This window comes from Vreelandella neptunia, assembly GCF_034479615.1.
GTDB lineage: Bacteria > Pseudomonadota > Gammaproteobacteria > Pseudomonadales > Halomonadaceae > Vreelandella > Vreelandella neptunia.
Genome location: NZ_CP140255.1, coordinates 1,096,286 through 1,115,540 on the forward strand (window position 1 = coordinate 1,096,286; position 19,255 = coordinate 1,115,540).

A 19,255-nucleotide genomic window follows, 5' to 3' on the forward strand; every position below is an offset into this window, starting at 1 on the left:
GGCGCTGACAGACTGTAACTTTGAAACTGTAAGCTAAAGCAGGCATCTATGGGGATGCGATGAGTCGATTATTACTAATGCTGCTAACGCTGAATCTATTACTCATCGCGCCGCTCTGGTGGCGTTATGGTGAGATCAGCTCATATTTGCTTGCCTGGGAAGCGCTCATCATGGCGCCACTTATGCTGCTGCTTCCTGTCGGCCAGGCGCGCCGCATAGTGTCAGTCGTGTTCGTCAGTTGGGTCGTGTTGGCAACCGCTGCAAATCTAGGCACTGCCGCCACCCAAATGGCCTTTGCACGGCCACTCAATCTCTATCTTGATGTGCCTTTGCTGCGCTCAATTTATCATTTGCTAGTAGGTAATGTAGGCCAACTATTGGCAGTTTGCGCAATGCTACTGGGGGGAGCCTTGCTGATCGCCATCACCCTGGTTTTGGCACGCCTGCTGATGCCTCCCGTTGCCTACTCAGTTAAGCGCCTGCCTGGCGCGGTCGCGTTAACGTTGCTGGTCACTGCCACTACCGGTGCGGTGCTTGAGCTCAATGGTGTGCGGGTAATGGATAGCGCCCGCTTGCCGATGGTGAACACCACGCGTTTTCAGTGGCAGCAAATTACCGATACCCACGCCGCCCGCCTCGCTTTTACTGCACAGCTGGAGGCCGCACCAATGGAAGCCCGGCCATTACCGGGACTGGTGGGGCGCAATGTACTGCTCACCTTTATTGAGTCCTACGGTATCTCTGCGCTGAAAAAACCACGTTATTCCGACGTTCTTCTGCCTACGCTAGCCGAAATGCAGCAGCGGCTGGGTGAGCATGACCTCCACGTGGTCTCTGGCATGTTGGCCTCACCCATTCGCGGTGGGCAGTCATGGTTAGCCCACGCGACAGCCCTCAGTGGCCGCTGGATCGACAATCAGCTGTGGTATCAGCTGATGCTAGATAGCGGCCACTCCACTTTGATCGATGATTTTGGTGCTACTGGTCAGCGCACCCTTAGTGTCATGCCCGCCATTACCCTGGCGTGGCCGGAAGGGGAGGCCTACGGTTTTGGTGAAATTGCCGCAGCGAAAGATATCGCCTACGCCGGGCCTGCTCTCAACTGGGTAACCATGCCGGATCAATTCACTCTCGATTACACCCAGCGCTACTTGCTAGGTGAGACACCGGTGTTTGCCCAATTGGCACTGATCTCCAGTCATGCCCCATGGACGCCGATTCTGCCGGTATTGGATGATTGGTCATCCATTGGCGATGGGCGTATTTTTGCCCCTTGGGAGGATGCAGGTGACCCACCAGAAGTGTTGTGGCAGGACATTGAGCGCATTCGTGATCACTATGCCTGGTCGGTGGACTACGCTGTGAAAGTCACCGGCCGCTGGGCCGAACGCGTCGTGGATGACAATACCCTGATGATAGTGCTGGGTGACCATCAAGCCGCGCCGTTGATTACCGGCGACGATGCTAGCGCGGTAGTGCCGGTGCATATTATTAGTGGCGACCCTGAGCTATTGACGCCCTTTATAAAGCGTGGCTTTGTTTCCGGGACGTTGCCTAGGCTCGAAAATGTGAGCCACGCACCAAGAATGAGCCAGTTACGCCACTGGCTGCAGGCCGATTTTGGAGTATTCGCGGTGGATGCAGCCGCTGATGTGCAACAGGAATGATCGCTGGGGTAGGAGGTTCCTCTGATGTACGGCCAGTCACCGTTTCAAAGACAATGACAAGGACGCAGCAATGATTCAGCCAGTGATTTTAAGCGGGGGCAGCGGCACGCGGCTGTGGCCGCTTTCCCGCGAGCAGATGCCTAAACAGTTTTTGCGCTTAACCTCCTCCCAGAGTCTGCTTCAGCAAACCCTAAGTCGTCTAACCGGGTTAACCGACACCGTGCCAATGCTGATGGGCCATCACAGCCACCGCTTTTTAATGGCTGAACAGCTACGCGAAATGGATCACGCAGCCACCCTGGTACTTGAGCCTGAAGGCCGCAATACTGCTCCGGCGATTGCTTGTGCTGCGCTGTTGGCGCGCCGTACTGGCGATGACCCGCTACTGCTAGTGCTCCCGGCGGATCATGTAATTGGCGATATTCAGGCGTTTCAGCGTAGCGTTTCACTCGCCGTGCCGTTAGCCGAAATGGGTTACCTGGTAACCTTTGGCGTTGTGCCCACACAGCCTGAAACGGGTTACGGCTACATTGCTTGCGGCGAGCCGTTGGAAGGTGGCCATCATCTCGCGGCCTTTATTGAAAAGCCTGATGCCAAACGTGCGGCTGAGTTAGTCGATAGCGGCGATTACTTATGGAACAGCGGCATGTTTCTCCTTCGTGCTTCAAACTACTTAGAGCAGCTAAAACGGCTCCAGCCGAATATGCTGAAAGCCTGTGAAGAGGCGGTCAGCAGTGCGCATCGTGACCTGGATTTTCTACGCTTGGGTGAAGCGGCTTTTCGCCGCTGCCCTGCCGACTCCATCGACTACGCGGTGATGGAGCGCTGTGAGCACGCCGCGGTAGTGTCATTAGATGCCGCGTGGAGTGATATCGGCAGTTTTGACTCACTGTGGTCTGCCCTGGATACGGATGCAGCGGGAAATAGTGCCAAAGGCGATACCTGGCTAACCGATACGCAGGATTCGCTGATAATCGCCGAACACCGTTTGGTAGCCACCTTGGGTGTTAAAGACATCATCGTGGTGGAGACATCGGACAGCGTGCTGGTGGCTCATCGGGATAACGCGCAGCAGGTTAAGCAACTAGTTGCTGAGCTTATTAAAATGGAGCGCAGCGAGCCGCACTCAGCGCCACTTGTACACCGCCCCTGGGGCAGCTTCCAAGCCATGGATCACGGCGAGCGCTATCAGGTTAAGCACATTACCGTTAAGCCCGGCGGGCGGTTATCGCTACAGCGCCATCACCATCGCGCTGAACACTGGGTAGTGGTGAGTGGCACGGCCCAAGTCACTATCGGTGACCACAGCTTTTTAGTGACTGAAAACCAGTCCACTTACATTCCTATTGGGGCACTACACCGACTGGAAAACACCGGTAAAATACCTCTTGAATTGATCGAAGTGCAGTCTGGCAGTTATTTGGGCGAAGACGATATCGAGCGTTTAGATGATGTTTACGACCGTGATAACGATGAGTGAAGAACGGAATCAGTCGCAGTTTACCAAAGCCAGCTATTCGGGCGTGCCGGTGTTAACCCTTTGCGAACATCGACCCAGCCGAGCACGCAGCGCACGCCTAGCCATACCGCTAGCAGCGGCCAGAGCAGGGTGCCAACTATCACAATACTGAGTAAAAAAGCGATGCACGCATACAGCGTGCCGATCCAAAAGGTGCGTATCAGGTAACGATAGTGCTGCTGCAACCAGGGTGCCGCTTCTTTTCGATAAACATAGGCGATGATTACGCCAATCAGCAGGGTGATATTGGCTGTGACGATACCTGCTAGGTAGAGCGCGTAAATAATCTGTGGCGCGAGTATGTCATCGTGGGGTACAGGGGGTTGTGTCATCAGTGCTCTCTTTTTCAGCCTAATAAAGACGATAGTCGCGGAAATTGGCTAGATTTTGCTGCTCCTGCACTACTTTACGGTAGCGTTTGTACTCCCACTGATACTGTGCCGGTTCCAAGGCAATCGCGCTCTCGACGCTGGCATTGACACCAGTGGCAGACTGCACATCATCGTCGCTACAGACCCGTTCGTCGGCATCAAGAAAATGGATCTCAAACCCTTTACCAGGAATACGTAGCGCGACGCCGGTAACTACCCGCGCCTGAGTCCGGGCGACCAGTTTCGGCAGCAGGGTGGCGGTGTAGGCCTCGCGACCAAAGAAGGGCGCAAAAACGCCGCTGCCCCAGTCGGGCTCCTGATCAGGAAGTATGCCAATCGCTTCACAGCGTTTAAGCGCTTTAAGCAGCGCCGCCACACCGCGGGGGTTGGTGGGAACCAAACTTGCCCCCATACGCTCGCGGCCATGACGAATCACTGGATCGAGAGCGGTGATTTTGGGGGGCTCGTACATGGCGGTGAAAGGGAAATGGCTTGATAGCCAAAAATTAAGCACCTCCCAGTTGCCGAAGTGCGGGGCAAGTACAATCACGCCGCGGCCTTCTGCGCGGGCATTATCGAGCTTGTCGCGACCATGCACCGCTAAAATGCTGGCTTCTACTCTATTAGGTTCCGCCATCCAGGCGTGGCCCAGTTCCAGCATCGTAGCCGTTGAGTGGCGTAAACTTAATTGACCAAGGGATTTACGTTCCGCAATGGAGAGGTTTGGGAAAACAACCGCTAAGTTACGATCGGTTACCCAGCGCTCACGCTTATTAAAGCGGTAAACCAGGGGGCCGAGCGCCGAAGCAAAATGCCAGAGACGCGCAAGCGGCCAGCGTGATAGCTGACGCCACAGCCAACTGATTGCCCTGGCTTTGGAAAAACGCCTAGCGTTATTAGCCCCCTGTGGTGTCATCGTTAAATCAACCAAGTGTCTACATTGGAAGGTGCGCGCTTCTCTTGCAGCCCTTTGAAACCTTTAACACAGCGAATAATGAACCACACGGCTAGCGCCAGCAAAAGTGGGAAACCGATCACTGCAAAGAGCAATATCGAGAAAATAATGCCGTACGCCAATCCTATCCAGAAGGTGCGGATCTGGTAGCGGTAGTGCTCGTCCAGCCACGTAGGGCCTTTGCCCTTATAGACATAGGCAATGACCACACCAATAATCGAGGTGAAACCAAGTATAAAACTTGCTAGATAGAGGGCATAAATAACCATTGCCATGGTTGTGTCGGGCTGGGAGCTCTGCTCTCCGTTGATGACTTGGCCGTCGAGTGGGGATTCATCGTTATCAAGCATAACGTTTCCTTTCGATCAATCTGTATATGTGCTGAAGTGGGTGATGATGCTTGGCATATCAGTGAGTGCAATTTAAGCGCGATATATAATACCTGGATTCACTAGACTTAGCATTAACGCGAAGAGGGGCGGCAAATCTCTAGCAGGTTGCCGTCCGGGTCACGCAGGTAGATGGATTCAATCGGGCCATTGGCGCCTTGGCGAGCCACGGGGCCTAGCTCTACGTCAATCGCTAGTGCGTCTAAATGCTGCTTGAACTCATCCAGCGGCAGCTGGCAGCGCAGGCATAAATCCAGACTGCCAGGGGTGGGTGTGGCTGAAATGGGGGCAATGTCGGTATCGGTTTGATGTAGGCGAAGCGCCGTATCACCGAGCATTAGATCGACCCGCTGGGCATCGCGATAGCGCACGTCTAAGCCTAAAACCCGCGAGTAAAAATCAACTGCGCGACCCATGTCGGTCACTGTTACAACAAGATGATCTAGACCTGATAGCATGTCACTTTCCTTAATACGTAACGATAAGCCAGAGAATACGATGATGCGCCGCTGTCCGCTCTGCGCGGAATCCACTACTGCGCTCTACCACCGGGATCGGCGTCGTGACTACTACCAGTGTGCCACGTGCAAGCTGGTATTTGTCCCCCCCGAGCAGCATTTAAGCCCTGCTGCAGAAAAGGCCGAATATGATAAACATCAAAACTCGCCGCATGATACGGGATACCGGCGCTTTTTAGGGCGTTTATTTACCCCGCTGTTAGCTAAGCTCGAACTCAGCGCCCGCGGTCTTGATTTTGGTTCAGGGCCAGGGCCAACGCTGTCGGTGATGTTCGCAGAGCAGGGGCACCCGATGGCTATTTACGACCTTTTTTACGCCCCCGATGCCTCAGTTTTGACACAAATATATGATTTTATCACCGCCACAGAAGTTGTTGAGCACTTGGCGCAGCCTGGTAAGGTGCTTACGCAGTTGGCGGCTCAGCTCGCGCCAGGTGGTTATCTGGGCTTAATGACCAAACGCGTCACTTCGCCTCAGGCTTTTGCCCGCTGGCACTATATTAGCGACCCCACGCATATCAGCTTTTTTAGTGAGGAGACCTTCCGTTGGTGGGCGCAAAAGAATAGTTTAGTAGTGGAATTTCCTGGGCCAGACACGGTTATTCTACACAAAACGCTAACGTGAATAATTGTAACGTTAGAAAAGCATTGACTTTGCCCCCTTTGGGGCAATAATTGCGCGCCGCTATCCCGGCCTGACTCGATGTGCCAGGTGAGATGACGGTTCCTGTGGAAGCGCTTAGTAGCGTTTTCACGCCTGTTTTCAGTCTTTTGTTTCACCACTTTTAGGCAAGACGAGGTTTTCATGTCGCGGCAACTGCTAGCCATGGCGCTGGCGCCCCTGTTAGGGCTCTTCATTCTCGGGATTGGCAACGGTTTTCTTGCCACCTTAATTACCGTGCGCTTGGATGCTGCCGGTGAGTCGGCCACGGTCATCGGTATTGTCTCGTCGGCTTACTTTATCGGTTTAGCGTTGGGCGCAATGGTGAATGACCGCCTGTTGCTGCGCATTGGCCATATTCGCGCTTACGGCAGTTTTGCCTCATTAGTGGCCGTCACGGTGCTGCTGCAAGGCTTGTTCTTCGACCCCTGGGCCTGGTTTGTACTGCGCCTTATCGGCGGCTGGGCCACGGTAGGGGTTTATCTGGTTATCGAAAGCTGGCTGCTCACGTCAGGCGACCAGAAGGTTCGCGGCCGCCTGCTGGCGCTTTACATGATTTCGCTTTACGCCGCCGGCGTCTTGGGCCAACTGCTGCTGGGTGTGACCAACGCCATGGGCGTCACTGCGCCTTTTATGGTGATTGGGCTACTGGCCTCGCTCTCTGTTCTGCCTATGGCGATGATTCCCCGGGTATCACCGATTATGGAGCACGCCGAACCGCTTCCCCCCCATCGTCTGATCACCCTGACGCCCACCGGCGTGATGGGTAGTTTAGGCTCTGGGATGGTGGTAGCCGCAGCGTATACGCTGCTGCCGCTCTATTTACAGCGCATTGGTATGAGTGTCAGCCAGGTGGGGCAGATGATGGCGGTGGTGATTATGGGCGCGATGCTGCTGCAGTATCCGATTGGCCGTTGGTCTGATCGCCACGACCGTCAAATGGTGCTGATCGGTATTAGCGGTTTCTGTGTACTGATCTCTGCGGCGATGCTCTGGCTGCCGCTCTCGACGCCGCTATTGGCGCTGCTGTTGTTCTTTCTTGGCGGTGGGGTATTTGCGCTCTACCCAGTGGCGGTGAGTCACGCCGCTGACCGCGCCCCCGCAGGGGCGCTTGTGCGTATGAGTCAGGGCCTGTTGCTGATCAACTCGATTGGCGCCACCATCAGCCCGCTAATGATTTCTCCGGTGATGACCGCCATGGGTGATGCGGGTCTGTTCTGGGCTTTCGGCTCACTCAGTCTATTCTTCTTAATGTTCTTCTCCTGGCGCCGTAGCGTGCGCCCAGCGCCGGTGCCCGTGGCGCCCTTTACACCGACTACGCCCATGACCGCTGCAGGTGCTGAGCTGGTGGTCACCGAAGAGTTGATTCAGGGGGCGTTGGAACACGAGCATTTGGAGGATCTTTCCGATGCCGTATGGGATGTTGACGCCGCCGAACCGGTGGTAGGGCCGCCCGCGGAAGATGAGAGCCATATCACTTATTATGATGATGTGGAGCAAGCAAGTAAGCGAAAATAAATACGGGTGAAGACGCTAAACATAGCGGGTGATACCTTGGGCTAATGGTGTACGTGAGAGAGTATTACTACTATCAAGGGCGTACTTTCAAACAATTGTTTAATTTTTCAGCCCGAGGTTCGCCATGAATGTTTACGCCGCACCGGTACGCGATTTGCGCTTTGTGCTCGAAGAGCTGCTAGCGCACCGTTCGCTCAGCCTGCCGGGCTTTGAAGAAGCCACGCCCGATTTGGTCGAGGCGGTACTCGAAGAGGCCGCAAAGCTGGCCGGTGACGTCTGGGGCCCGCTTAACAAGATTGGCGATCAGCAAGGGGCCAAGCGCCACACCGATGGCAGCGTGACGACGCCGGAAGGCTTCGCGGCGGCATACCAGGCTTATGTCGAGGGTGGCTGGAACGGTATTGGCGTCTCTGAGTCGCTAGGCGGCCAGAACCTGCCCGAGGTGGTGGCCAGTGCGGTGCAGGAGATGCTTCACGGCGCCAATATGGCGCTAGGGCTCTGCCCCATGCTGACCGCTGGCGCTATCGAAGCGCTGGCCCATCACGGCAGCGATGCACTCAAAGCGACCTACTTGCCCAAGCTGGTGGAAGGCACCTGGACGGGCACCATGAACCTGACCGAGTCCCAAGCAGGGTCAGACCTCTCCCAAGTGCGTACCCGCGCGGTACCTGAAAACGACCACTACCGCATTAGCGGCCAGAAGATCTATATCACCTGGGGCGAACACGACGCCGCCGAAAACATTATCCACCTGGTACTGGCCCGTAAGCCTGATGCTCCGACAGGCAACAAAGGCATCTCCCTGTTTCTGGTACCCAAGTTCCTGGTCAATGAAGACGGCTCGCTGGGTGAGCGCAACGATGTCACCTGCGCCTCTATTGAGCATAAGCTGGGCATTCACGGCTCGCCGACGTGCACCCTGAGTTTTGGCGAAAACGGTGGTGCCATTGGCTACTTGGTCGGTGAAGAGGGGCGTGGCCTTAATCATATGTTCACCATGATGAACGAGGCGCGTCACAAAGTCGGTATTCAGGGTATTGGCGTGGCCGAACGTGCCTGCCAGCACGCCTTTGCCTATGCGTTGGAGCGTCGCCAAGGGCGCTCTCCCAAAACCCGTGGCGGCGCCGAGTGCACCATCAGCGATCATTTAGACGTGCGCCGTATGCTGCTCTCCATGCGCTCGCGTACCGATGCGCTGCGTGCGTTGGCGCTCTACTGCGCTGCCGAGTTGGACACTGCCCGCCACGCTGAAAATGATAATGCCCGCCAAACCGCCCAGGCCCGCGCGGATATTTTGATTCCAGTGATCAAAAGCTTCTCTACCGATCAGGCAGTGGATATCGCCTCCATGGGCATTCAGGTACATGGCGGGATGGGCTACGTGGAAGAGACCGGCGCGGCGCAGCTGCTACGTGATGCCCGCATTGCCCCTATTTACGAAGGCACTAACGGTATTCAGGCGCTTGATTTGGCGGGGCGGAAGCTCCAGCGTGACAACGGCGATGCGCTCACCGCGCTGCTTGATGACGTTACCGCCACCGTGGAGCAGCTAAACACCGACCCCGCACTAAAAGCGTTGGGCCATAGCTTGGCCGCAGGCTTGGAAGATTTAAAAGCCGCCCAAGCAATTGTGCTAGAACAAGGCAGTGACCCTGAAAAAGGCGCAGATGCAGTACAGGCTTATGCCACGCCGTTCCTTAACTTGGCGGGCCACGTGCTGTGTGCTTGGCAGATGGGGCAGGCGGCGCTTAGCGCCCAAGCTGCCCTTAACAACGGCAGCGATGATCCCTTCTATACTGCCAAGATGCGCAGCGCCGAATTTGCTATTACCCAATGGCTGCCGGTAGGTCGCGCCCAGCGCGCGGTGATTGAGGCGGGTATGCAGTGTTTAAGCGAATTTGAGGTTCACTAACGTTAATTTCAGCCCGTATCGCCGCCCCTTTGGGCGGCGTTGTTGTTTCTAGGCGATCAAAACAACTATTTTAAACGAACCCTTAAAACGAACGCTTTCAATAATATCAACAAAGTTTAGGAGCTGATGATGACCGCTATCTTTGAGCAAGGCTTGCCCAAAACCGCTGCCAACCACGTGCCGCTATCACCGCTGACCTTTATCGAACGCTCGGCGTCGATCTATCCCGACTACCCGGCTGTGGTACATGGCAGCACGCGGCGCACCTGGAGCGAAACCTGGTCACGCTGTCGCCAGCTTGCCTCTGCGCTCGAAAAGCGAGGCATTCAGCCGGGCCAAACGGTGGCGGCGATGCTGCCCAATATTCCGGCGATGTTTGAAGCGCACTTCGGTGTGCCGCTAGCGGGCTGTGTGCTTAATACACTGAATATTCGCCTGGATGCCGAAGCGATCAGCTATATGCTGGAACACGGCGAGGCCAAAGCCATTCTTGTCGATCCAGAATTTGCCGAGGTCATCCAGCAAGCGGTTGCCAAGCTTGCGCATAAGCCTTTGATCATTGATGTCGCCGATGTGGAGTTTCTCGGTGAGACCCAGAGCATCGGAGAGATTGAGTACGAGGCGCTGCTTAACGAGGGCGACGCTGACTTCGCCTATCAGCTGCCTGCCGATGAGTGGGATGCGATCTCGCTAAACTACACCTCTGGCACCACCGGCAAGCCCAAGGGGGTGGTTTATCACCACCGCGGCGCTTATCTCAATGCGGTGAGCAATATCATGGAGTGGGCAATGCCCCACCATCCGATCTACCTGTGGACGCTGCCGATGTTCCACTGCAACGGCTGGTGCTTTCCCTGGACGATTGCCGCCAACGCCGGGGTGAATGTCTGCCTGCGCCGCGTTGATCCCAAAAAGATCATGCAGTTGATCGCCGATGAAAAGGTCACCCATTTCAGCGGGGCACCGATTATTCTTAATGGCTTGGTGAATCTACCGGCTGAAGACAAATGTGAGTTTGATCACCCGGTGAAAGTGACCACCGCTGGTGCCGCGCCGCCAGCCTCAGTGATTTCCGGAGTCGAAAAGCTAGGCATTGAGGTCACCCACGTATACGGCCTTACCGAAGTATACGGCCCGGTAACGGTGTGCGCCTGGCGAGAGGCGTGGGATGAATTACCCATTGAATCGCGGGCCAAAATCAAAGCCCGCCAGGGGGTGCGCTACCACATGCTCGAAGCGCTCTGCGTGGCTGATCCGCTCACCATGGAACCAGTGCCCAAAGATGGCCAAACCATGGGTGAGATACTGATGCGCGGCAACAACGTGATGAAGGGCTATTTAAAGAACCCGGAAGCCACCGAGCAGGCGCTGGAGGGCGGCTGGTACCACACCGGCGACTTGGCGGTATGGCATCCGGATGGCTATATCGAGATCAAAGACCGCTCCAAGGACATCATTATTTCCGGCGGTGAAAATATCTCCACCATTGAGGTGGAGGACGCTATTTATGGCCATCCCGCCGTTGAAGAGGCTGCGGTGGTAGCCAAGCCCGACGAGAAGTGGGGCGAGACGCCCTGTGCCTTTGTGAAGCTCAAAGTCGGTTATGGTGAAGTCACCGAAGCTGACATTATCGCTCACTGTCGCGAACATTTGGCGGGCTACAAAGTGCCCAAAACGGTCATTTTTAGCGAACTCCCGAAAACCTCAACGGGCAAGATTCAGAAATTCGTACTGCGCGAAGAAGCTAAGCAGCATTGATAACCCCCCCAGTGGTAATAATAGATGGTGGTGATAATAGATAGAGGAGAGCGTGCATGAGTGATCAACAAATTGGCGTTGTAGGAGCCGGTACCATGGGGCAGGGCATTGCCCAAGTAGTGGCTGCCAGTGGCTATCAGGTGCACCTTTACGATGTGGCTGAGGAACAGTTAAGCCGCGCCAAGGCGAATATCGACAAAGGCTTAACCAAACTGGTGGCGAAAGAAAAGATCAGCGAGGCAGATAAAAGCGCTGCCTTAGCGCGCGTGTCGACTACCACCTCGCTGGATAGCTTGAGTGACTGCGCGGTGATTATTGAGGCCGCCCCCGAGCAGCCAGAGCTGAAAGAGAAGCTGTTTCGAGACCTAAGCCGCTTGAGCAGTAGCACGATTCTGGCCTCCAACACCTCGTCGCTGTCGCTCACCCGCTTGGCAGCGGTATGCGAACACCCCGAGCGAGTAGTGGGCATGCACTTCTTTAACCCGGTGCCGGTGCTCAAATTGGTGGAAGTGATTCGTGCCGAGCAAACCTCGGACGCTACCGTGGACGAGATTGAAACCCTCGCTAAAGCGTTGGGTAAAACCGCCGTGCCGGTAGGCGACGCGCCGGGCTTTGCGGTGAATCGCCTGCTAGTGCCAATGATCAACGAAGCGGCTTTTATTGTTCAAGAAGGCACTGCAACACCGGAAGCGGTGGATGAAGCCATGAAGCTCGGCGCGGCTCACCCCATGGGGCCGCTAGCGCTGGCAGATTTAATCGGCCTGGATGTCTGCCTGGCGATTATGGAAGTGCTTCAAGAGGGCTTTGGCGACCCTAAATACCGTCCTTGCCCACTGCTTAAGCGCATGGTCGCAGCGGGCTACCTTGGCCGTAAGAGCGGTCGCGGTTTTTATCACTACGACTAGCTTGCGCTGAACAAAAGAGCGCGGCATAAAGAAGTCATTGCCACTCAACCAAGCGTTCGCTAGGGTTGAGTGGTGTTCACTTTAATATTCCATAACAAATCGAATAAGGAGTCCGCCATGAGCGAAGCAGTGATCGAGAAGGTTGATAACGATGGGATGGTGCGACTGACCATCAATCGTCCTAAAGCGCTGAATGCCCTGAACAGCGATGTGTTAGCCGCGCTGGAAGCGCATCTGGTAGAGCTTGAGTCCCACCCGAACCTACGTGCTGTGCTGATTACAGGCGCGGGCGAGAAGTCCTTCGTAGCGGGTGCTGATATCACTGAAATGCGTGAGAAAACGCCTGAAGAAGCGCGGGCTTTTGCCATGCAAGCGCTGCGAACCATTAAACGCCTAGAGACTCTGCCCGTGCCGGTGGTCGCGCTGGTGAACGGGTTTTGCCTTGGCGGCGGCTGCGAATTGGCACTGGCCTGCGACTGGGCGGTAGCCAGCGACAACGCGGTGTTTGGTCAACCGGAAGTGCTGCTGGGCGTCATTCCTGGCTTTGGGGGTACGCAACGCCTGCCACGCCGCGTTGGCCCCGCGATGGCGATTGATCTGGTCACCACCGGGCGCAAAATCGACGCCCAAGAGGCACTGCGTATTGGCTTGGTGAACCGGGTAATGCCGCAAGCAGAGCTGGAGAGCTACGCTGAAGAGCTCACTAAACAGCTTAAAGGTAACGGCCCGCAGTCAGTGCGCGGTGCCAAGCAGGCGGTTCACGACGGGATGGATCAAGACCTGGACAGCGCGCTGGCGCTGGAAACCAGCCTGTTTGCCTTCTGCTTTGCCGGTGATGAGCAGAAAGAAGGTATGGCGGCCTTTGTCGAGAAGCGTAAAGCTAATTTCTAAGCCTTTATTCATTCCAGTTTTACTTATTTAGGGGGTGGCGCTTGCGTCATCCCCGTTTTATTCTCAAAGGCTTCCTACTACTGATCTCTTCGGAGTTGCCACGATGCAATGGGCCGCGTTTATCCTCGCCGCGCTGGGTTTTGCCTACCTCCCTGGGCCTGCGATGTTGTATACCGCAGCGCAAACCCTGGGGCGTGGCCGACGAGCAGGGTGGTTAGCGGTCATGGGTGTGCACATGGGCTGCTACGTTCATGTGGTAGCCGCCGCGCTAGGCTTGGCACTGCTGTTTGCAGCGATTCCGCCTGCCTATATCGCCATGAAAATCATTGGCGGACTCTACCTGCTCTGGATGGGGTTGCGGCTATGGCAACAGGGCATTCGTGCCCATGGCGATGAGGTACCGCTGGCAACCACTAAACGCGTGCTACGTGACAGCTTTTTGGTGGAGGTGCTCAACCCTAAAACCGCGCTTTTCTTTGTCGCGTTTCTGCCCCAGTTTGTGCAGCCCGAGAGCGCTATGCCGGTAGCGTGGCAACTGCTCTGGTTAGGTATCGCCACCAATGCGCTGTTCTCATCGGCGGATGTTGTGGTGGTGCTGCTGGCCAGCCCATTGCGTGAGTGGTTACAAAAATCCCATGGTTCCTCCCGACTCATTCAGCGCATTGGCGGTGGTGTATTAATGGGGTTAGGCGGTAATACGCTGGCTCAGGCGGCACGTTAAGAGAGGCTGCCTTCATCGATCGGTTAATTCAATTCTCCACAAAAGGAGCGCTGCATGTTTGATCTCTATATTGCCAACAAGAATTACTCTTCTTGGTCGCTGCGCCCTTGGGTGCTGATGAAAGCACTGGAGATTCCGTTTAACGAACACCTAATGCCCTTTGAAGGGGGCACTGGCGCGAGTCATGCCACCTTTACCCGCTTTTCCCCTTCAGGCTTAGTGCCTTGCCTAGTGGAGGTGACGGACGAGGGCGAGCTGGCGGTGTGGGACTCCCTGGCGATTGTCGAGTATCTGGCCGAGCAGCACGCTAATGTCTGGCCGAGTGATAAAGCTGCCCGCGCCTGGGCACGCTCAGCCACAGCAGAGATGCACAGCAGCTTTAGCGCCCTGCGCGGCGACTGTCCAATGAACTGCGGTATGCGGGTGAAATTGAATAGCTTATCGGCCAACCTCAAGGCCGATCTGGCACGCGTGGATGCACTATGGCAGCAAGGGCTTGAGCGCTTTGGTGGGCCTTTTTTAGCGGGTGAAACCTTCTCCGCGGTAGATGCGTTTTACGCCCCTGTGGCCTTTCGCATGCAGACATTCAGCTTGCCGGTTAGCGAGAAGTCCCGGGCGTATGTCGAGCGCTTGCTAGCGCTGCCTGCCATGCAGGCATGGTATCAAGCCGCGCTAGAAGAGCCATGGCGGGAGTCCTTGCACGAGGCCGATACGTTGAAAAATGGCACAGTGACAGCTGACCACCGCAAAGCTTAACCTTTCAGGCTATTCACCAAGGACACCCTGCATCGGGTACACTGACGCAAATTTCGTTTGGAAACTTCCATGGCTCTTAGCGCAACGCCCTACAAAGTTGATATTAACCTGACCGATTTGGATCGCGGGGTGTATGAAACGCTGCGCTTTACCGTGGCTCGCCATCCATCAGAGACCGAAGAGCGAATGACCGCGCGCCTGCTCGCCTATGTGCTGTGGTATAGCGAAACGCTTGCCTTCGGGCGTGGGCTTTCCGATGTAGATGAACCGGCACTGTGGGAGAAAAGCCTAGACGGTCGCCTACTGCACTGGATCGAAGTGGGTTTGCCTGATGCCGAGCGGGTTACCTGGTGCTCACGTAGGGCAGAACGCGTGTCCCTCCTTGCTTACGGCCGGGTAGATCAATGGGAAAGTAAAGTGTTGCCCAGTGTGGCATCGCTGAAAAATGTCCATGTGGCGGGCCTGCCACAAGAGGCTCTAGCGACTATCGCTAAAGACCTGCCAAGGGCGATTAATTGGGCGGTAATGATCAGCGAAGGATCGCTGTTTATTACCGATGAAAATGGCCAGCATGAAATCACCCCGCAGTGGCTGCTGCGCGACAGATAGTGATTGGCCTTGGTCATTAGCCTACAAACTTCGGTTTAGTCTACTACGCTATAAATCTGAGCAATCATCAGCATAAGGGGTGTCCTACGGGCCATCCCTTACCCTAATTTTAGTGACTTAGCTTTTTCTGTCGAAGACAGTAAAAGTATGCTTGCTATCTTTTTGCATAATTACATACAATCAACAATGTTTGTTGCTATTCTTAATCAAGCAGTTTCAAAAAACAGGCCCAAGATCTTTCTCAAGGAATGAGTAATGAAAGCAAAGACCCCTTTACGATGGCAGCTGCTACCGCTCGTGGCTGTAGTAAGCCTGCTGCCAGTACTGGCGCAAGCCGACGATAGCATCCTCTCGATTAAGCACGAAAATGATGGCATGGCCAGCAGCGATGATGGCCACTTTACCAGCGGTTTTGAGCTAAATTGGGCATTTGAACCTGAAGCGCAAAGCTGGACGCAGCGCTTGGCCACCGCGTTACCTGATAGCCTCATTGGCAGCGCTGACATGGCAGCTTTTCGTCTGGTGCATCAGATTTATACGCCAAACAATATTGAGCAGCGTGGACTGATCGAAGATGATCGACCCTACGCAGGGATTGTTTACGGCGGTATGTCACTTTACGAAGATGTGCCCACGGGCAACTGGCGCCAAGCGACTGACCTGCACCTGGATATTGGCTTGGTAGGGCCTTCGTCGCTTGCCGATAGCATTCAACGTGAAGTGCATCGCATTACTGAAAGCGACCGCCCCAGCGGTTGGGATAACCAGCTTGGTGATGAAGCCATCGTCAACGTCTCCATGCGTCGCCAGTGGTGGCATAGCTCCCCATTGATCGGCAAGCAGTTTGCCCATGGCCCCAGCATCAGCGCTGCTTTGGGTAACCTCTATACCTACGCAAGCGCTGGGTATAGCGTGCGTTGGGGAGATGAGGCCCCTGGCATTCCTACACTAACGCCAAACTCCGGCAGCCGACACTATATGACGGGTAAAGAGGGGTGGCAGTGGTACCTGTTTGCCAGCGTCGACGGTTACTACATGGCGCAGAATCTGACACTGGACGGTAATACGTTTAGAAATAGTCACTCGGTTGATCGCCAAGAGTGGGTGGGCGATGTCTCAGCAGGGCTGGCGCTGGCCTGGGAAGATTGGCAGGTCACCTACGCTGTTGTACAGCGCTCACGTGAATTTGATGGCCAGGAAGAGCAGGATAAGTTTGGCTCCATCACGCTATCTAAGCGCTTCTAAAGGGCTACATTCCATACCCCGATGAAGGCGGCCTTGCGCCCCATAACAGTTCCTATGCCGAGTGGTGGGAGAGTCAGCACTAATTCCCCGATATCCTATACAACTGATCCAGTCCTGCTAGCCTTAATGTTGGATATGTGATGTTTACATAACGTTGGCATTTAAGGGAGTAAGGGTACATGGAAATGTATTTTTTTAATGGTTGGGGAAGTTTACTGCGAGTTATTATTGTTGGGATACTGGCTTACGCTGCTCTCGTTTTTTTCTTGCGAATATCGGGTAATCGCACGCTTTCGAAGATGAACGCCTTCGATTTAATTGTCACGGTGGCGCTTGGTTCCACATTGGCCACGGTTCTCTTATCTAAAGATGTAGCATTAGCTGAGGGCGCTGTGGCGATGGCGCTACTGATTTCTCTTCAGTTCATCATTACTTGGTTCAGTGTCAGAACCGCCTGGGTACGTCGGTTAGTGACGGGCGAGCCATTGATGTTGCTTTATCGTGGAGAATTTATTACTACCTCCATGCAAAAAGCACGGGTTACTCAGGATGAAGTTCAGTCGGCTATTCGCGGTAGTGGTATTGCTGATGTGACGGCTGTGGAAGCAGTGGTCTTGGAAACGGATGGTTCCATGAGTGTCATCAAGCCTCATGCAGAGAGCAGTCATTCGAGTTTAGAGGGTGTTCGCGGCCCCCGTTGAAGCCAATATGGGCCTAAGTAATATTAATTTCATCGTTCACGTTTGTGCCTAGCGGTGGTATTCTTCGCCACTGTTAATTTTAAGGACGCAACGTGAATATCAAAGCTGATCTTTCCATTCTCGATATTATTGGCCATCTGATTATTTGGGTGGTACTCAGTATCGTTACCATTGGCATAGCGCTATTTTTCTTCCCCTATTCGTTTTCACGATTTGTGATTAACCGTACCTCGGTAGTGGATGCTGCTGGGGTGGAGCGAAAAATGGTTTGTGATATCAACCTGTTCAGCAACATTGGCCATATTATCCTCTGGATGCTGATTTCGCTGGTCACCTTTGGACTGGGGTATATTTTCTACTTCTACCGGGTATGGAATTACGCCTTGAATAACTCACGGGTTGCATAGTCTTAGCTTGTAATCTGAAAGCTACCAAGAGCCTACGCTGAGAGATCAAGCGTAGGCTCTTTTGTTGGGCTACTTACTCCCCGTCAGCCAGTTTATCTTGGGTGCGAAGTTCAAAATCGCTGGCATCATGACGTTCGTGCAACTGCTCGTGCGGCTCGCCAAAGGAGCGGTTGACCATACGGCCGCGTTTAACGGCGGGGCGCTCATCGATCTCTTCCGTCCAGCGTAGAACGTTCTTGTAAGTGTGAGCTTCCAAGAACTCGGCCGCTTCATAAACGCGATTTTTCACCAGCGCACCATACCAAGGGTGAATCGCCATATCGGCAATGGTGTACTCATCGCCGGCCATAAAGCGATTTTCCGCCAAGTGGCGGTCAAGCACATCAAGCTGGCGCTTGACTTCCATGGTGTAGCGGTCAATCGGGTACTGATACTTTTCCGGTGCGTAGGCGTAAAAATGGCCAAAGCCGCCGCCTAACATTGGCGCGCTGCCCATTTGCCAGAATAGCCAAGAGAGGCACTCGGTACGCTTCGCCGGGTCGCTGGGTAAGAACTCGCCAAATTTTTCAGCCAAATAGAGCAGGATTGCGCCAGACTCAAACACTCGCTGGGGGGGATTGGCTGAGTGATCCATCAGTGCCGGAATTTTGGAGTTGGGGTTCACCTCAACAAAGCCGCTGCTGAATTGATCGCCTTCGCCAATTTGAATCAGGTAAGCGTCGTACTCAGCGCCTGTTACGCCTTTCTCCAGCAGCTCTTCCAGCATCACGGTGACTTTGACACCATTGGGCGTGGCCAGGGAGTAGAGCTGAAGTGGGTGTTTGCCTACCGGCAGCGCCTTGTCATGGGTAGGGCCTGCGATTGGGCGATTGATATTGGCAAATTTACCACCGTTGCCAGGTTCCCATTTCCAAACGCTCGGCGGAGTATAGGTGTTGTCGCTCATTAGTTTCCTCGCTATAAATATTCTATCAGTGTCAAAGCAGCTACAAGGCGTAGCTAGTGATTAGCCTGATAATAAAGTAGTTCATTTTCCCAAATGAGGTGGCGGATGCGTGTTATTGGTGTACTCGGCGGTATGAGCTGGGAATCTACCCAAGGCTACTACCGGGCCTTAAACGAAGGCGTAAAAGCGGCGCTAGGTGGCTTTCATTCGGCTAAGATCGTGATGGTTAGCGTCGATTTTGCCGACATTGAAGCACTGCAGCAGCAAGGCGATTGGCACGCGGCTGGCGATCTGCTGGCCAGCGCTGCCCAAAGCGTCGAGCGGGCGGGCGCCGATTGCCTGCTGATTGCCACTAACACCATGCATAAAGTGGCACCTGCCATTGAACAGGCTATTGCTATTCCGCTGCTGCATATTGCCGATGCCACGGCTGAACAACTCACCGCAGACGGCATTACCCGGGTTGGCCTATTGGGTACGCGCTTTACCATGGAACAGGACTTTTATATTGGTCGATTAGAACAGCGGTTCGGCATTGAGGTCGTGGTGCCGGATCAGTCTGAGCGCGACATCGTTCATCGGATTATCTTTGATGAACTTTGCCAGGGCCGCATTGAAGATGAATCACGTCAGCGCTATTTGGCAATCATTGATGCCTTGCATGCCCAAGGCGCCCAGGGGGTGATTTTAGGCTGTACCGAAATCGCCATGCTGGTAGGCCAGGGCGATACCGCGGTGCCCCTTTACGACACCACCGCTCTGCATGCCCAGAGAGCGGTGGCGTGGGCGCTAGCTAAGTAGGTGGC

The 19,255-nt window shown here is 54.8% G+C and carries 20 protein-coding genes; 15 read left to right on the forward strand and 5 right to left on the reverse strand.

Annotated elements, in window-relative coordinates; all coding sequences use genetic code 11:
* Nucleotides 1–59 precede the first annotated feature (59 nt).
* Nucleotides 60–1,667, forward strand: coding sequence for an alkaline phosphatase family protein (locus tag SR894_RS05015; RefSeq protein ID WP_133731239.1), 1,608 nt, complete (start codon nt 60–62; stop codon nt 1,665–1,667).
* 70 nt (nt 1,668–1,737) lie between these two features.
* Complete coding sequence (locus tag SR894_RS05020) at nt 1,738–3,147, forward strand: mannose-1-phosphate guanylyltransferase/mannose-6-phosphate isomerase (protein ID WP_133731238.1); 1,410 nt, start codon at nt 1,738–1,740, stop codon at nt 3,145–3,147.
* Between the two features lie 20 nt (nt 3,148–3,167).
* Here the strand turns inward: SR894_RS05020 and SR894_RS05025 are convergent, their stop codons facing one another.
* From SR894_RS05025 to SR894_RS05040, 4 genes are all read right to left on the reverse strand, one after another.
* A complete protein-coding gene (locus SR894_RS05025; protein ID WP_133731237.1) occupies nt 3,168–3,518 on the reverse strand; it encodes a DUF4870 family protein in 351 nt (116 codons plus the stop codon).
* A 19-nt stretch (nt 3,519–3,537) separates the two neighbouring features.
* Entirely contained in the window at nt 3,538–4,473 is a 936-nt protein-coding gene (locus tag SR894_RS05030; RefSeq protein ID WP_133731236.1) for a lysophospholipid acyltransferase family protein, read from the reverse strand.
* A 2-nt stretch (nt 4,474–4,475) separates the two neighbouring features.
* A complete protein-coding gene (locus SR894_RS05035) occupies nt 4,476–4,862 on the reverse strand; it encodes a DUF4870 family protein (RefSeq protein WP_133731235.1) in 387 nt (128 codons plus the stop codon).
* 113 nt (nt 4,863–4,975) lie between these two features.
* On the reverse strand, nt 4,976–5,359 hold the full coding sequence (locus SR894_RS05040) for a VOC family protein (protein WP_133731234.1): 384 nt from the start codon (nt 5,357–5,359) through the stop codon (nt 4,976–4,978).
* Here SR894_RS05040 and SR894_RS05045 point away from each other — a divergent pair.
* From SR894_RS05045 to SR894_RS05100, 12 genes are all read left to right on the forward strand, one after another.
* Nucleotides 5,358–6,044 carry a class I SAM-dependent methyltransferase gene (locus tag SR894_RS05045; RefSeq protein WP_133731233.1) on the forward strand — a complete coding sequence of 229 codons (687 nt, stop codon included), beginning with the start codon at nt 5,358–5,360 and terminating at the stop codon, nt 6,042–6,044. The genes SR894_RS05040 and SR894_RS05045 overlap by 2 nt on opposite strands.
* Before the next feature lie 180 nt (nt 6,045–6,224).
* A complete protein-coding gene (locus SR894_RS05050; protein ID WP_133731232.1) occupies nt 6,225–7,598 on the forward strand; it encodes an MFS transporter in 1,374 nt (457 codons plus the stop codon).
* A gap of 124 nt (nt 7,599–7,722) precedes the next feature.
* Nucleotides 7,723–9,510 carry an acyl-CoA dehydrogenase gene (locus SR894_RS05055; protein ID WP_133731231.1) on the forward strand — a complete coding sequence of 596 codons (1,788 nt, stop codon included), beginning with the start codon at nt 7,723–7,725 and terminating at the stop codon, nt 9,508–9,510.
* A gap of 126 nt (nt 9,511–9,636) precedes the next feature.
* The gene (locus SR894_RS05060) at nt 9,637–11,268 is read left to right on the forward strand and encodes an acyl-CoA synthetase (RefSeq protein ID WP_133731230.1); all 1,632 of its coding nucleotides are present in this window, start codon (nt 9,637–9,639) and stop codon (nt 11,266–11,268) included.
* Nucleotides 11,269–11,324: 56 nt separating this feature from the next.
* Nucleotides 11,325–12,173 (forward strand): 3-hydroxybutyryl-CoA dehydrogenase, encoded by an 849-nt coding sequence (locus SR894_RS05065; RefSeq protein WP_133731229.1) that lies wholly within the window; start codon nt 11,325–11,327, stop codon nt 12,171–12,173.
* Between the two features lie 117 nt (nt 12,174–12,290).
* The gene (locus tag SR894_RS05070) at nt 12,291–13,064 is read left to right on the forward strand and encodes an enoyl-CoA hydratase-related protein (protein WP_133731228.1); all 774 of its coding nucleotides are present in this window, start codon (nt 12,291–12,293) and stop codon (nt 13,062–13,064) included.
* A gap of 103 nt (nt 13,065–13,167) precedes the next feature.
* Nucleotides 13,168–13,785 carry a LysE family translocator gene (locus SR894_RS05075; RefSeq protein ID WP_133731227.1) on the forward strand — a complete coding sequence of 206 codons (618 nt, stop codon included), beginning with the start codon at nt 13,168–13,170 and terminating at the stop codon, nt 13,783–13,785.
* Nucleotides 13,786–13,839: 54 nt separating this feature from the next.
* On the forward strand, nt 13,840–14,541 hold the full coding sequence (locus SR894_RS05080; RefSeq protein ID WP_133731226.1) for a glutathione S-transferase family protein: 702 nt from the start codon (nt 13,840–13,842) through the stop codon (nt 14,539–14,541).
* 69 nt (nt 14,542–14,610) lie between these two features.
* The gene (locus SR894_RS05085; RefSeq protein WP_133731225.1) at nt 14,611–15,150 is read left to right on the forward strand and encodes a YaeQ family protein; all 540 of its coding nucleotides are present in this window, start codon (nt 14,611–14,613) and stop codon (nt 15,148–15,150) included.
* Nucleotides 15,151–15,405: 255 nt separating this feature from the next.
* Nucleotides 15,406–16,395 carry a lipid A deacylase LpxR family protein gene (locus SR894_RS05090; RefSeq protein ID WP_133731224.1) on the forward strand — a complete coding sequence of 330 codons (990 nt, stop codon included), beginning with the start codon at nt 15,406–15,408 and terminating at the stop codon, nt 16,393–16,395.
* Nucleotides 16,396–16,574: 179 nt separating this feature from the next.
* On the forward strand, nt 16,575–17,096 hold the full coding sequence (locus SR894_RS05095) for a DUF421 domain-containing protein (RefSeq protein ID WP_133731223.1): 522 nt from the start codon (nt 16,575–16,577) through the stop codon (nt 17,094–17,096).
* Between the two features lie 92 nt (nt 17,097–17,188).
* Complete coding sequence (locus SR894_RS05100) at nt 17,189–17,503, forward strand: DUF6693 family protein (protein WP_133731222.1); 315 nt, start codon at nt 17,189–17,191, stop codon at nt 17,501–17,503.
* A 73-nt stretch (nt 17,504–17,576) separates the two neighbouring features.
* Here SR894_RS05100 and yghU read toward each other — a convergent pair whose 3' ends face one another.
* A complete protein-coding gene (gene yghU / locus SR894_RS05105; RefSeq protein ID WP_133731221.1) occupies nt 17,577–18,449 on the reverse strand; it encodes a glutathione-dependent disulfide-bond oxidoreductase in 873 nt (290 codons plus the stop codon).
* 105 nt (nt 18,450–18,554) lie between these two features.
* Here yghU and SR894_RS05110 point away from each other — a divergent pair, with 105 nt between their 5' ends.
* Nucleotides 18,555–19,250: an aspartate/glutamate racemase family protein gene (locus tag SR894_RS05110; RefSeq protein ID WP_133731220.1), complete on the forward strand. Its 696-nt coding sequence runs from the start codon at nt 18,555–18,557 to the stop codon at nt 19,248–19,250.
* Nucleotides 19,251–19,255: the final 5 nt, after the last annotated feature.

Bases quoted from the DNA above. Each gene is read 5' to 3' on its own strand.
- SR894_RS05015 (WP_133731239.1), top strand. From the start codon at position 60: ATGAGTCGATTATTACTAATGCTGCTAACGCTGAATCTATTACTCATC.
- SR894_RS05020 (WP_133731238.1), top strand. From the start codon at position 1,738: ATGATTCAGCCAGTGATTTTAAGCGGGGGCAGCGGCACGCGGCTGTGG.
- SR894_RS05025 (WP_133731237.1), bottom strand. From the start codon at position 3,518: ATGACACAACCCCCTGTACCCCACGATGACATACTCGCGCCACAGATT.
- SR894_RS05030 (WP_133731236.1), bottom strand. From the start codon at position 4,473: ATGACACCACAGGGGGCTAATAACGCTAGGCGTTTTTCCAAAGCCAGG.
- SR894_RS05035 (WP_133731235.1), bottom strand. From the start codon at position 4,862: ATGCTTGATAACGATGAATCCCCACTCGACGGCCAAGTCATCAACGGA.
- SR894_RS05045 (WP_133731233.1), top strand. From the start codon at position 5,358: ATGTCACTTTCCTTAATACGTAACGATAAGCCAGAGAATACGATGATG.
- SR894_RS05040 (WP_133731234.1), bottom strand. From the start codon at position 5,359: ATGCTATCAGGTCTAGATCATCTTGTTGTAACAGTGACCGACATGGGT.
- SR894_RS05050 (WP_133731232.1), top strand. From the start codon at position 6,225: ATGTCGCGGCAACTGCTAGCCATGGCGCTGGCGCCCCTGTTAGGGCTC.
- SR894_RS05055 (WP_133731231.1), top strand. From the start codon at position 7,723: ATGAATGTTTACGCCGCACCGGTACGCGATTTGCGCTTTGTGCTCGAA.
- SR894_RS05060 (WP_133731230.1), top strand. From the start codon at position 9,637: ATGATGACCGCTATCTTTGAGCAAGGCTTGCCCAAAACCGCTGCCAAC.
- SR894_RS05065 (WP_133731229.1), top strand. From the start codon at position 11,325: ATGAGTGATCAACAAATTGGCGTTGTAGGAGCCGGTACCATGGGGCAG.
- SR894_RS05070 (WP_133731228.1), top strand. From the start codon at position 12,291: ATGAGCGAAGCAGTGATCGAGAAGGTTGATAACGATGGGATGGTGCGA.
- SR894_RS05075 (WP_133731227.1), top strand. From the start codon at position 13,168: ATGCAATGGGCCGCGTTTATCCTCGCCGCGCTGGGTTTTGCCTACCTC.
- SR894_RS05080 (WP_133731226.1), top strand. From the start codon at position 13,840: ATGTTTGATCTCTATATTGCCAACAAGAATTACTCTTCTTGGTCGCTG.
- SR894_RS05085 (WP_133731225.1), top strand. From the start codon at position 14,611: ATGGCTCTTAGCGCAACGCCCTACAAAGTTGATATTAACCTGACCGAT.
- SR894_RS05090 (WP_133731224.1), top strand. From the start codon at position 15,406: ATGAAAGCAAAGACCCCTTTACGATGGCAGCTGCTACCGCTCGTGGCT.
- SR894_RS05095 (WP_133731223.1), top strand. From the start codon at position 16,575: ATGGAAATGTATTTTTTTAATGGTTGGGGAAGTTTACTGCGAGTTATT.
- yghU (WP_133731221.1), bottom strand. From the start codon at position 18,449: ATGAGCGACAACACCTATACTCCGCCGAGCGTTTGGAAATGGGAACCT.
- SR894_RS05110 (WP_133731220.1), top strand. From the start codon at position 18,555: ATGCGTGTTATTGGTGTACTCGGCGGTATGAGCTGGGAATCTACCCAA.